This is a genomic window from Flavobacterium sp., assembly GCF_046153165.1.
GTDB lineage: Bacteria > Bacteroidota > Bacteroidia > Flavobacteriales > Flavobacteriaceae > Flavobacterium.
The window spans coordinates 1-13,695 of sequence record NZ_JBJXEN010000001.1 but is presented as its reverse complement, the minus strand read 5'-3'; the positions used below and the strand labels follow the sequence as shown (position 1 = coordinate 13,695).

Below are 13,695 nucleotides of genomic sequence, written 5' to 3'. Positions count from 1 at the left end.
AAAGTATTTTTTTGAATATTTTCATTCCAAATATCAAATTCCCTGTAAAAGACAAAAGAAATCTTTTTATCTTAACCCGACCTTTTTATTCTGAAAAATGTTGGGCAAACGATAATGATGTAAAAAGCAAATGGAATTTTAACAATGATTTTAGCTTTACAGAGATTGTTGAAAAGGCACAAATAATACTCATTCCATTTTCAATAAATAACTATTTTACAGAAAATAAAGGAGATGAACTGGAAAAAATAAATGCACTTTGTATTCAATATAATATAAAAGCTTTGGGATTTATAGAAGGTGATTTTGGGATTGCTTTTCCAGAATTTTCTAATATTGTATATTTTAGGATGGGAGGTTTCAAAAAACAATTATCTGATAAGAATAAAGGGTTTCCCGTTGCACTTTCTGATCATTTTCAGCGATTTTTTTATCAAGAAACTATTACGCCATCTGCAAAAAAAGAATTGCCAATTGTTAGTTTTTGTGGTCATGCCACCACATCATTAATCAAACGACTGAAAGAAATTGCAAAATGTCTGTTAGAAAATAGTAAGCGATTTATTGCAAAACCATTTCGAAAAGATTATGAACCTTTGTTTGCATCGGCTTACGAGCGAGCAAAATTATTGCACCTGTTTGAAAAATCAAGATTTATAAATACTAATTTCATTTATCGAAAAAACTATAGAGGCGGCGCTATTACCAAAGCACAACGAGAAGTAACAACATTAGAATATTATCAGAATATCTATCAGTCGGACTATGTGTTGTGTGTTCGCGGAGCAGGAAATTTCTCCGTACGATTATACGAAACACTCATGTTGGGTAAAATTCCTATTTTTGTGAATACGGATTGCCTGTTGCCGTTTGAAGAAACCATAAATTGGAAGAATCATGTGGTTTGGATAGAATGGGAGGATAGAAAAAATATTGCGCTAATAGTTAGTAATTTTCACAATAAATTATCAGAAGATGATTTTATTAAAATGCAATTGATTAATAGACAACTATGGAAAGAAACACTTTCTGTAAAAGGAATGCTTGAAATGATTTCGAATGATATTTAGTTTTTATAAATACCTGCAACCCATTGCTTATTTTAATTTAAAATCGAATAAATATTTTGGGTATTTCCCAACTATACAACAATTAGATGCAGTTTCATTTACGTATTCTATAGATACTAATTATAAAAGTAATATAGCACAAGAACGCGACGTTGCATGGACTGCTTTTCAGCAAGGATTTATAAATAAAGAATACAAATCAGGATTAGACATCTGGAAAAAAGAATCTATTCCGTTACAAGACGAGTATATTTTTTTATTCAAAAATTTTCATAAAGCTTGGGTTTATTATGTGTTTCTTATTCGAATACTGACACTTCATAACCCGTTTTCTGAAATTATTAGTTTTCTAAAAGCTAAAAAAACAAAACGTTTCGATTTCTCTAAAAATCATTATAAATATCTTGATTATGAGTTGTTTAATAGTAAACTGTTGCAAGAAAATCCAATGGTTTCGGTCATCATTCCAACACTAAATAGATATGTTTATCTAAAAGATGTTTTACGTGATTTAGAAAATCAGACTTATAAAAATTTTGAAGTTATTATTGTTGATCAGACCGATGATTTTCAAGAACAGTTTTATAAAGGCTGGAATCTCGATTTGTATTTCTGGTTTCAGGAGGAAAAAGCACTTTGGCGGGCCAGAAATGAAGCCATACAATCTAGTAAAGGAAAATATATCTTGTTGTATGATGATGATTCGTTAGTAGAACCCAATTGGATTGCAGAACATATAAAAACACTAGATTTTTTTGATGCCGATTTGTCTTCTGGAGTTTCAATAAGTACCATTGGTGACGAAATCCCTAAACATTACAGTTATTTCCGCTGGAGCGATCAATTAGATACTGGAAATGTATTACTCAAAAGAGAAATTTTTGAACATATTGGCTTGTTTGACAGGCAATTCGAAAAACAACGTATGGGTGATGGTGAATTTGGATTAAGATCCTACTTAGCAGGATATAAAAATATTTCTAATTATAGAGCCAAACGCGTTCATCTTAAAGTAGCACAAGGCGGTTTGAGACAAATGGGAAGTTGGGATGGTTGGCGACCTAAAAAATTATTAGGACCACGACCTGTGCCTAGTGTTTTGTATTTTTCGAGAAAATATTTTGGCACTAATCTTAGTAAATATTATATCTTACACGCTATATTACCTTCACTAGTGCCTTACAGGTTTAAAAAGAGCAAGTTGCTAAAAGTACTTAGCTTTGCTTTGGTTCCTGTTTTATTACCGCTTATTTGTTTTCAGGTTATAAAATCTTGGCATTTAGCTAGTGCAAAAATTAAAGAAGGCGAAAAAATTGAAACTTTAAAAATTCAATAAATAATCTAAAAATAGAAGAAAGAATGATTGAAATAAAGGCATACTCTTCCCATTTAGAACAAAAACATATTGATTTTGCTTCAAAATATTGGAAAAAATCAAGGAGAATCACACCAGAATATATTTATTGGAAATTTAGAGGGAAGCAAAATGAAGATCTACCATCATTTATTTTGGCTATTAAAGAGGATAAAGTAATTGGTCAGTTGGGTTTAATTCCATTTAATGTAAATGTTGAAGGCAAAGTTTATGAATCGCAATGGACTTGTGATTTAATGGTTGATAACGATTATAGAGGAAGCGGAGTTGCAAAACTACTATATGATTTTGCACATAAACAAAAACAGATCACTTTTGGAAGTGATCCGAGTCCAGCAGCATCAAAATCAATGAAAAAAGCCGGTTATAAATCTATTAAAGCTTCTTATAAGTTCTTATTTTCATTAAATTTAGGAGGTATTTTAAAATTGAAGGGCTTTGATTTGAAGTTACTAAATAACATTCCTAATTTTTTTGCTTATTTTTTTATATTTTACGGTAAAATCAGAAAGCAAAGATTTGATACAATTGGTAAATTAGAATATACAAAATTGAATAATTCAAACGATAGAGATGGATTTGTTTCTACCATTCATGATGCTGATTTTATAAATTGGAGATATGAAAAATTTAAAAACTATTATAAAGGTATCAATACATACTCAAATAAAAAAGGTGATAGTTTCTCAGGATATTTAGCTGATTCAACTTATTTTCTGACTGATTTTAAGATTAAAAATTGGTTAGCTTTTTTTGATATGATGGCACAAATTATAATTAAATATAAATCTCAAAATCTCAAAATCATTCGTTTTGCAGTTAATGATGAAACTAGATTTAGTGCACTTTGGTTTTTTGGTTTTATAAAATTTAGGACTAGAGGCGAAGTTATTTATTATACAGACAATAATGATTTAAGTGACAAAATTATAAATAAGAAATTTTACTATACTTACTCAGATTCGGATGAAAATATTTAAAGAGAAAAAAATAATATTAATTTGGGATTTTGATGGTCCAATAGGTCAAATAAATTCTTCGTATCCCTATAATTTTTCTTTCGAAAATTTTGAAGAAGAAATAAATAATGTTCATTATATTTTAAAAAAATTAGAAGAATATAATATAAAGTCTTGTTTTGCAATTACGGGTTTTTCTGCCGAAGAAGGAAAATATCCTTACGTGTTTCCAGAATTAATAAATGAAATTTCTCTTGCAGGTCATGAAATAGCATCACACAGTTGGCGTCACGAATGGACTCCAATATTCTTGAAAAAGCAAATTGAAAAAAGTTTAATTCGAAGCAAAAAAAGTTTAGAGAAAGCCATACATAACAAACAAAATGTGATTGGTTTTGTTCCTCCGCATAATAGACCAATGACTTGGCTTCGAAAAGGTGCTTTTAGTATAGGTGATAGAGGGATTTTTCCTTTTTTTAAAATGGGTGATAATAATAATTTGATTAATGTTTTAATAGAAACAAATTATAAATGGGTTCGAATTTCGTATCAAAATATATTTCAAAAATTTAATTTACTTAAAAAAAACTGTACAGGAAAAGTATATAAATATAATAAAATTCTAATTTTAGAAAACCACTATACAGGTTTTGATGATAAAGTAATTAATCATATATTAAATACAAATTTTCCAACTTATACAATTAGCGCACATCCATTAATGATTTCATTCCTTAATAAGACTGAATCGAAAGAGAATTTTGAAAATTTTTTAAAAAAATTGACTCAATCGGATCAAGAAATTCAATTTGTTTTACCGTCTAGTTTAATTTAATTTGAGAAATAAGTTTAACATTCTAATCCTATCTTCCGAATTTCCACCCTTACCAGGCGGTATAGGCAATCATGCTTTGCATCTAGCTTTATCTTTGCAAAATGAAGGAAAGGAAGTTGCTGTAATTACTGATCAGCGCTCGAAAAAAATTGACGATGATATTGTTTTTGATAATCAATTGCCTATTAAAGTGCAAAGAATAAAAAGACACTCGATGGTATTATTTACCTATTTGAGCAGGATTTTCCAAACTATAAAAACAGTAAATACTAACAAAAAAATCACCTTAATTAGTTCAGGAAAATTTTCCTTGTGGCTAGGAGCATTTATGAAATTTTTATTTTCTAGAAGTAAATGTGTAGCGGTACTACATGGTTCCGAGATTTATGCTGGCGGCAAACTAAGCAAGCATATTACAAAATGGAGTCTATCTCAGTTCGACTCTTTAGTAGCTGTTTCTGAGTTCACCAAAAATTTAGCGCTAGAAACCAATCCCAATTTAAAAATTACAGTAATAAATAACGGTTTTGCTTTTCCTGAAATTGAAAACAATAATTCCGATTTTGTAAAGGGAAACCCAAATATAGTGACTGTAGGAAATGTTTCGTATCGAAAAGGACAACAAAATGTAATTAATGCGCTACCGATATTAAAAGAAAAATATCCTGAAATACAATATCATATTATTGGTATTCCTACCGAAAAAGATACGTTTGAGGCTTTGGCGAAATCACTTCATGTTCATGAAAATGTTATATTTCATGGTGCAATGTCAAATCATGATTTGAAGCAAGTAGTTTCTTCATCCAAAGTTTTTTTTATGTTAAGTGATCATTTAAAAAATGGAGATGTAGAAGGCTTTGGTATTGCTGTTTTAGAAGCCAATTTCTTAGGTTTGCCAGCCATTGGTTCAAAAAACAGTGGCATTACTGATGCAATAAAAGAGGGATATTCAGGAAAATTAGTCAATCCACATGATGCGATAGAAATTGCATCGGCTTTTGATGAAATTATGAATAATTACAATCATTATTCTACTGAGTCCAAGCAATGGTCGAAGCATTTTGATTGGGATATTATTATTAAAAAGTATTTGGAAATTATTGATTAAATGAAAAAGAAAAAATTAGTAATTATTTCGCATACCGAACATTATACGAATGAAAATGGTATTATAATGGGTTGGGGATCAACTGTAAATGAAGTCAATTTCCTTGCCGATTATTGGGAGGAAGTGTATCATGTTGCCTGTTTCTATGATACTAAAATGCCTTTAAGTTCATTACCTTATTCCAAAAATAACATCACATTTGTTCCTATTCCGCCTTTTGGAGGGAAGAGTTTGTTAGATAAAGTTCTAATTTTTACAAAAATACCCAAAATTATAAGTCAGGTTGTTAAATCTCTTGATGGTGCTTCGGAGGTGCAATTGCGTTTGCCTACCAGTATGGGATTATTTCTATTGCCTTTATTTTCCTTTTTTATAAATAGAAAATTTATTCTTTGGGTAAAATACGCAGGAAATTGGGGTCAAGAAAAAGGACCACTGTCTTACAGGATTCAAAGAACTTGGCTCAAAAAAAAATGGGCAAACTGTAAAGTCACAATAAATGGTTTTTGGGAAAATCAACCCAAACATTGTTTGTCGTTTGAAAATCCTTGTTTAACAATTAATGATTTAGAAGAAGGAAAAATAATAAGTAAAAACAAAAAATTTGATTCACCATTCATTTTTACCTTTGTTGGAAGATTAGAATCATCCAAAGGTGTCGATAGAATTATTGAAGCCTTGCAAAGCATTCCACTAGATAAAATAGAGAAAGTGAATTTTATTGGAGATGGCGAAAAAATAATTTTTTACAAAGAAAAAACGACTTTTTTAAAAGAAAAAATACAATATCATGGGTTTTTAGATAAAGAAAATGTACATAAAATTTTGTTAGAATCCCATTTCTTATTGCTTCCCTCAGACTCTGAAGGATTTCCAAAAGTGATTGCAGAAGCGGCCTGTTATGGAGTTGTTCCAATCGTTTCTAACGTGGGTAGTATAGGACATTATATTAATGAAACTAATGGTTTTGTATGGAATTTTAACTCGAAAGAAAGTTATGCTATTGTTGTAGACAAAGCTATTTATATCGATAGTTTAGAACTAAAAGAGCAATCGAACAGAATTCAGGAAGTCGCTCAAAAATTTACATTTATAAACTATCTAGAAAAGTTAAATCATTTGGTTTTTATTTCTTAGTATTTTGTGTGTACTTTTGAATTATTAAAAGGCAAATGTCTAAGAATTGCAACAAACCTAAATAATGTTTAAAAAGAATAATTTATATATAAGTCTTGTTTTCCTCCATGTTATTCTTGGAGTATTAGTATTCATAGAAGCTAAGTTAGCAATACCTTATGGATTGGCGATTTTGTCTATTGGTTTCTTGTTGATTTTAAAAACAGAAAATCGTCATAATCAAGTGCTTTATGTTGCTGCCTATAGTATTGGTAGTGAAGTAATATTAAGAATGACAGGTGGTTATGTTTTATATGAGATAGGAAAATATTCAGTTATTATTTATATGATTATGGGAATTTATTTTTCTGGGTTTTCTAGAAATTCATTTCCTTATTGGGTATTTTTGCTTATACTTATTCCAGGAATAATACTTGGATCATCAACACTTAATTTAGATACAAGCGTAAGAAAAGCCATTGCGTTTAATATTTCAGGACCAATATGTTTGGGTATTTCTGCACTGTATTGCTATCAGAGGAATGTCACTTTAAAAGAGCTAGATAATATTTTATTATGTATATTATTACCTATAATCAGCACAATTACTTTTTTGTTTTTATATGCCCCAAGTGTGAAAGAAGTAGTCACTGGAACCGATTCTAATTTTGCTACTTCAGGAGGTTATGGACCAAATCAAGTTTCTACAATTATAGGATTAGGAGTTTTTATCATTTTTACAAGAGTCATATTTTATTCACAAGAAAAGTGGATAAAGATTATTAATATATTCATGTTGTTAGTTTTTGCTTTTAGAGGATTAATGACTTTTTCAAGAGGAGGTATGATTTGTGCTCTAGTCATGGTGATTTTTTTAATTTTAATACTTTTTAATGTAGTAAAGACAAAATCTAAATATAAAATAATTAAAATGGTAGGTTTTTCTATAATTGCGATGTCTATAATTTGGGCATATAGTACTTTAGAAACTGGAGGACTTATAAATAAGCGTTATGCAAATGAAGATGCTGCTGGTAGAGTAAAAGCCAGTAGGCTTTCAGGGAGAGAAGTGATTATAGAAAATGAGTTTAATATGTTTTTAGAAAATCCAGTCATGGGTATTGGAGTAGGTAAAGGAAAAGAAAACCGACAAGAAGAAACAAAAGAAATGGTTGGGGCAACACATAATGAAATATCAAGAATGCTTGCGGAACATGGGTCATTTGGTGTTTTAGGGTTGCTTATTTTAGGTTTAACACCTTTAGCGTTATATATAAATAACAGAAAACATATATATTTATTAGCTCTTTTCACTTTTTGGTTATTAACAATAAATCATGCAGCAATGCGACTTGCAGCCCCAGCATTTGTATATGCACTTTCATTATTGCATATTTATAGTGTCGAAAATCAAAATATTACAATTCAAGAAGAGAAATTAGATAAAGAATAGAAATATTTTTAGATATTTGTAAACAATACACGCCTATAATGACTTCCCAATCTAAAATACACTTCGAAATGTCTGAGAGAAAAATTCTGCTTAGAGTTTTTGATGTAATTTTTGTTTTAGGAATCTTACATTTATTAGGTATAATTTTTGATTTTTATTATTTTAAAATATCAGAAACTAATTTTTATTGGACATTAATTTTATCTGTTTATATTTTATTTTTTGGTTCTGTTTTTGAAATGTATAATTTGCAAGTAGCAAGTAATCAATTTCAAATTACAAAAAGTATCGTTTTAGTAAGTTCAACTACTGTTTTATTTTATTTACTTACACCACTTATAACACCAGCACTTCCAGAAAACAGATTACAGATACTGCTTTTTTATGCTTCCGTATTAATATCATTGTTTTTTTGGAGAATGATCTATGTTAAATTTTTCGCATCAACAAGATTTGGAAAAAAAGTAATTTTAATTTGCGATAAAGAAGAATTAGAAGAGTTAATAAACGGATTACAAAGTGTAGATCCTCATTATAAAATTGAAGGATATATAAATTCAGATATTCAAAATTCAAAAGGATTTGAATATAATTTTGTGAGTCATATTGATTTAAAAAATATTGAAAAATTTATTGATGAAAAAAACATATCGGAAATTGTTATTGCCTCACAAAAAACAGAAGGAATAACTGTACAATTGTATAATAAGCTAATCAGACTTCTTGAAAAAGGTTTAGTTATTAGAGAGTATACGCAAGTTTATGAGAGTATTACACAACGTATACCAGTTCAGTATGTTGCACGAGATTTTTATAAATATTTCCCATTCTCTAGAAGTAATCATAACCAATTGTATCTCATATTAATTAGGTTTTTTGAAATCATTTTTTCAATATTAGGGCTTTCTTGTGGTCTACTTATTTTTCCTTTTGTTCTATTAGGAAATGTAATAGGTAATCAAGGTTCTATATTTTATACTCAAGAAAGGATGGGTAAGAATGGGGAGATTTTTAAGATTTATAAACTTCGATCTATGATTATAAATGCCGAAAAGACTGGTGCTGTTTTTGCAACAGCAAATGATTCTAGAATAACACCTTTTGGTAAGTTCTTAAGAAAATCTAGGCTAGATGAGGTTCCACAATTTATAAATGTGCTAAAAGGTGATATGTCCGTTATTGGACCAAGACCTGAGAGACCAGTGTTTGTAAAAGAAATTGCAGAAATAATGCCCTTTTATGAAACTCGTCATGTTATAAAACCAGGACTTACGGGTTGGGCTCAAGTAAATTATTCTTACGGAGAAACTATTGAAGATAGCCTAATAAAATTACAATATGATTTGTACTATATTAAACATAGAAGTATTTTTCTCGATTTAAATATTATCGTAAAAACAATAAGTACCGTGCTTTTTTATAAGGGACAGTAATTTTAGTTTTGTCTTTTCAAAATCAATCGAGAAAGTATAATAGATGTTGTAATTATAATAGGTAAAACAATTATAAAATGTATTTTCCCTATGACATATAAACAATAAATCCCTAGAGATAATAAACATATTATACTTATTTTTTTAATCCATTTTGTATTGTTTTTAATAATGAAATATACAAGAAACAAAAATAATGGATTAAGTAATAAAATGTTATAATTCCAGAATAACTCTTTGTGAAAAGAGTAAATACTCATAAAAGAAAATAACAATCCTATTAGTCCTAAGAAAGTAAAATAAATAATATTAGTCGCTTTTTTGTTTAGAATTACAAATAATAATAAAACGACTATTAGAGAATAAATACTATCTAAATAAGAAATGGGAGTAGTTCTGTTAGCTTCAAAAATAATATTTGTTTCAGAAACTAAAGGTTCGTTTTTATATGAAATAGCTTTTAAATTATCATATAAATCTAGAGGAAGGAAAATAGTAGTTGCTTGATTATCTACTTTTTGTCCAAAAATTATATTGATGCCCAATTGTTCATAAAAATGATTATTTGCATAAGGGAATAGCACTTCTCTGTACGTTGAACTATTAATATTTTTTTTAACAATTGGTTTGTTTTCCAATACTTCATTTACAATGTCAATCACTTTTGTAGTGCAATTTCTATCAATAAATTTATAGGTATAAAATGTATTTTCAGGTAAAAGAGAAGTGTTTAATTTATCAAATAATTTTTGCTTTTCTAGAGTAGATAAGTTTAAAACTTGCTCATATATAGAACGATTGTCTTCTCTATAACTATACTCAAAATCTGCATAAGGATAAGCTGCCGCATAGTATTGTAAATCACCTTTTGCAAATTTTGCAACAAAATTTTCAGTACTAAAATCGAACATTCCGTAGTTATAAACTAAATCAAAATTTAATTTGTAATCCTGAATTCTCAATGCAGTATGTCCGTATAAAGAATGCACTTCATCAGCAAGACCTACAGTGATAATACTAATTTTTGTACTTTCTGAAATAGGCAATTGTTGGCAATAACTTATTGAAAATTGTATAAAAAATAATAAAGAAAGTATTTTTTTTGTCATTGGAGAGTTTTATCTAAATATACTTAAATCAATTTTTACAGAAAAGACATTCGAGTATAAAGCGGCGCTTTGGTTTCCTAAATCGGTTAATGCATAATCTATAGCAATTCCTTTATATTGAAATCCTACACCTAGATTAGGCTGAAATCCTACTTTATTGCTTCCGTCTATTTGTTGTATTTTTTGAAAATTACCAAAACCAGCTCTAAGGAAAGCTAAATTGTTATAACCATATTCAAATCCTAAAGCGGGATCAATACTTGCAAAACTAGTAGAAATTAAGTCATTTGTTTGTTGAAATTGCATATTCAAATTTGCAGAAGCTAATAAACTTGTTTCATTATGAAATTCATATTTTTTAGCAATACCAAGTTGCATTTTCGGTAAAGTAATTTCGCTACTTTCGGGTAAATCCTGATTTTGTAAAGGATTTAGAGTTTGTGCATCTTTTATTTTCTTAAACTCCTTTTCATTAATATTCCAAATATTATAAGTAGTAGTAACATCGCGTACCATTAGACCAAATTGCCAATCGTTTTTTTCGAACTGTAAACCTACATCAAATCCAAATCCCCATGAACTAGCAAAATCCCCAATAATTCGCCTAATAACTTTTGCATTTACACCATATTGAAATCCTTGTACGGGTAATTTTCTAGCATATGAAAATGTAAAACCATAATCTGCGGTCGAAAATAAGCTAATTCTGTTATAATCTATATTTCCGCTGGCATCTATAAGTTCAGTTGTGTTAAGAATATCATCAACCCCAAAACGTATGATTGATGCGCCCCAAGCACTACGATCATCTATTTTTTTCGCGTAAGCCGCATAATCATATTGCGCAATATTAGCAAAATAATTAGCATGCATCAATGATGCTTCACCATCTTCTATTTTTAGTAAACCTGTCGGATTCCAATAACCTGAATTTACATCTTTAGTATGCGCTACCATGGTATTTGCCATACCAAAAGCACGGGCATCGACACCAATATTCATAAATTCGTTCGAATATTTACGAATTGTTTGCGCTTTTGTAAAGCTAAATGAGATTAAAAATATAAAAAGTATAAGTTTTTTCAAGGAAAATTAATTTCTACAAAGATTAAATAAAAATCTGATATAATAAACGCATCGATGTATAAACTTATTGTGCTAAATTTGCTGAATCGATAATTAAATTATTTCAAAATGAATATCAAAAAACATATTCCCAATATTATTACTTTGTTAAATTTAGCGTGTGGTTGCATAGCAATAATTTTTATTTCAGATTTCAAATTCGATTTAGCATTGTATTTTGTTTGTTTAGGAATTTTCTTTGATTTTTTTGATGGCTTTTTTGCTAGATTATTCAAAGTTTCTAGCCCACTTGGATTACAACTAGATTCTTTGGCAGACATGGTTACAAGCGGAGTTGTTCCTGGTTTTGCTATGGTTTATATGATTTCGGGCGAATATACTCATGTACCAATACAAGGTTATTTGCCTTATTTAGGATTTATAATAACTCTTGGAGCATGTTATCGTTTGGCAAATTTTAATATAGATACACGCCAAACGGATTCATTTATAGGGTTGCCAACACCTGCTAACGCTTTGTTTATATTGAGTTTGCCATTGGTGATGGCAGATAATCAAAATACACAATTTGTTGAAATTTTATTTAATAAATGGACTTTAATAGGAATATCTATTGTTAGTGCTTACATTATGAATGCCGAAATTCCTTTATTTTCATTGAAAGTAAAAGATTTTACCTTCAAGAAAAACGCCTTGCAAATTTTGTTTTTGGCAACTTCAGTATTGTTTTTACTTCTGTTTAGATACTTAGGAATTCCTATGATTATTATTTTTTATGTTTTGCTTTCGGTTGTAAACAATATGATTAATAAAAAATAATGGATTAATGGCTGTACGAAAATCAGTTAAGTCTAAAAAACAAAAATCATTCATTCGAAGCAATACTTTTTACGGGTATATTTTCATTGCATTTGTTTTGATTATTATATATAGTCAGCGAAATATTTTGGCCTATTATTTAGGCTTTAAAACGGATAAAATCATTGTAGAAACCAGAATCGCTCCGCTTGATAAAGTCTTAGATGCACACATAGAAAAATCCTTTGGAATTGATGTTTCTGAATACCAAGACAAAATAGATTGGGATAATATTAAAGAAATTGAAGGTGGTTTTCCTATTGAATTTGTTTTTGTTCGAGCTACTGTCGGTAATGATAGACGAGATTATAAGTTTAAAAAATATTGGAAAAAAGCCAAAGAAAGTAAGCTTATTTGTGGTGCTTATCATTATTATCGTCCCAACGAAAACTCAATTGAGCAAGCTAATAATTTTATAAAGAATGTAAGATTGCATAAAGGTGATTTCCCACCGGTTTTAGATATTGAAAAGCTGCCAAAAGAACAATCTATAGAACGGTTAAAAGTTGGTTTGCAACGTTGGCTCGATGTAGTTGAAAAACATTATGGAGTAAAACCAATTATTTATAGTGGTGAGAGTTATTACAACGATTTTCTGCAAGAAGATTTCTCGGATTATCCTTTTTGGATTGCAAATTACACCGCTTTTTATACAGATATTGATTCCGATTGGTCTATGTGGCAAGTAACCGAAAACGGAAAAGTAAACGGAATAAAAGGTTGTGTAGATGTAAATATTTACAACGGAACTTCGGTAGATTTGAAAGAGTTATTGATAAAATAAATCAATAGATTTCGATTTCTTTGTTTTTTAGAATAGTTCTAATCACAGTATATAGAATTGCAGTATTCCAATCATCTTTATAATTATAACATTGATTTATATTTGATGGGTTTTCTTGAGAATATATTGCAAAATAGGTTCTGTAGTCTTTTGTTCGTAAATCTTTCCAAAGAATAATATTTTGTTTCTTTTTTAAGATAGAATTTGTTTCAATTATTATATTTTCATCTGAAAAATGAACATTACCAATTGAGAATTGTTCGTTATTTTTAAATTTTTCAATAAAGTCTGAAGCTATTTTATTGAAATGAAAATTCCATAAAGAGTTTAGAATCCCTGAATAATTTTTAAAGTGTAAATTTTTATTAATTCCATAAAAACTTTTAAAATTAATTTTTATGATTTTATTTTCTTGATTTTTAATAAAAATTTGATATTCTCGACCAATAGTAAATTCAAAACCTCGAATCCATTTTACACCATATCGATAATCTGTAATTTCGGAA

13 protein-coding genes are annotated in these 13,695 nt (G+C 28.9%); 10 read left to right on the top strand and 3 right to left on the bottom strand.

The annotated features are described in order from the left end of the window. Positions 1 to 11 precede the first annotated feature (11 nt). The 8 genes from ACKVOV_RS00065 (at position 12) to ACKVOV_RS00030 (ending at position 9,352) form a co-directional block, all read left to right on the top strand. On the top strand, positions 12 to 1,070 hold the full coding sequence (locus ACKVOV_RS00065; protein ID WP_409204747.1) for an exostosin family protein: 1,059 nt from the start codon (positions 12 to 14) through the stop codon (positions 1,068 to 1,070). Next, on the top strand, positions 1,060 to 2,406 hold the full coding sequence (locus ACKVOV_RS00060) for a glycosyltransferase family 2 protein (protein ID WP_409204746.1): 1,347 nt from the start codon (positions 1,060 to 1,062) through the stop codon (positions 2,404 to 2,406). Before ACKVOV_RS00065 ends, ACKVOV_RS00060 begins: the two co-directional genes overlap by 11 nt. Positions 2,407 to 2,429: 23 nt before the next feature. Next, on the top strand, positions 2,430 to 3,425 hold the full coding sequence (locus tag ACKVOV_RS00055) for a GNAT family N-acetyltransferase (RefSeq protein ID WP_409204745.1): 996 nt from the start codon (positions 2,430 to 2,432) through the stop codon (positions 3,423 to 3,425). Continuing rightward, positions 3,412 to 4,239 (top strand): polysaccharide deacetylase family protein, encoded by an 828-nt coding sequence (locus tag ACKVOV_RS00050; RefSeq protein ID WP_409204744.1) that lies wholly within the window; start codon positions 3,412 to 3,414, stop codon positions 4,237 to 4,239. Before ACKVOV_RS00055 ends, ACKVOV_RS00050 begins: the two co-directional genes overlap by 14 nt. Before the next feature lies 1 nt (position 4,240). Next, positions 4,241 to 5,350, top strand: coding sequence for a glycosyltransferase family 4 protein (locus ACKVOV_RS00045; protein WP_409204743.1), 1,110 nt, complete (start codon positions 4,241 to 4,243; stop codon positions 5,348 to 5,350). Further along, positions 5,351 to 6,487 (top strand): glycosyltransferase, encoded by a 1,137-nt coding sequence (locus tag ACKVOV_RS00040; RefSeq protein WP_409204742.1) that lies wholly within the window; start codon positions 5,351 to 5,353, stop codon positions 6,485 to 6,487. It begins immediately after the preceding gene. Positions 6,488 to 6,551: 64 nt separating this feature from the next. Next, complete coding sequence (locus tag ACKVOV_RS00035; protein WP_409204741.1) at positions 6,552 to 7,919, top strand: O-antigen ligase family protein; 1,368 nt, start codon at positions 6,552 to 6,554, stop codon at positions 7,917 to 7,919. Between the two features lie 38 nt (positions 7,920 to 7,957). Next, positions 7,958 to 9,352, top strand: coding sequence for a sugar transferase (locus ACKVOV_RS00030; RefSeq protein ID WP_409204740.1), 1,395 nt, complete (start codon positions 7,958 to 7,960; stop codon positions 9,350 to 9,352). Between the two features lie 2 nt (positions 9,353 to 9,354). Here the strand turns inward: ACKVOV_RS00030 and ACKVOV_RS00025 are convergent, their stop codons facing one another. Continuing rightward, positions 9,355 to 10,461, bottom strand: coding sequence for a DUF4105 domain-containing protein (locus tag ACKVOV_RS00025; protein ID WP_409204739.1), 1,107 nt, complete (start codon positions 10,459 to 10,461; stop codon positions 9,355 to 9,357). A gap of 9 nt (positions 10,462 to 10,470) precedes the next feature. Next, a complete protein-coding gene (locus ACKVOV_RS00020; protein ID WP_409204826.1) occupies positions 10,471 to 11,463 on the bottom strand; it encodes a PorV/PorQ family protein in 993 nt (330 codons plus the stop codon). Between the two features lie 192 nt (positions 11,464 to 11,655). On the opposite strand from ACKVOV_RS00020, the gene ACKVOV_RS00015 reads away from it, so the two are divergent. After that, the gene (locus tag ACKVOV_RS00015; RefSeq protein ID WP_409204738.1) at positions 11,656 to 12,366 is read left to right on the top strand and encodes a CDP-alcohol phosphatidyltransferase family protein; all 711 of its coding nucleotides are present in this window, start codon (positions 11,656 to 11,658) and stop codon (positions 12,364 to 12,366) included. Between the two features lie 7 nt (positions 12,367 to 12,373). Continuing rightward, entirely contained in the window at positions 12,374 to 13,189 is an 816-nt protein-coding gene (locus ACKVOV_RS00010) for a glycoside hydrolase family 25 protein (protein WP_409204737.1), read from the top strand. Between the two features lies 1 nt (position 13,190). Here ACKVOV_RS00010 and ACKVOV_RS00005 read toward each other — a convergent pair. Further along, positions 13,191 to 13,695, bottom strand: a 505-nt coding sequence (locus ACKVOV_RS00005; RefSeq protein WP_409204736.1) for a hypothetical protein, incomplete at its 5' end; no start/stop codon positions are given.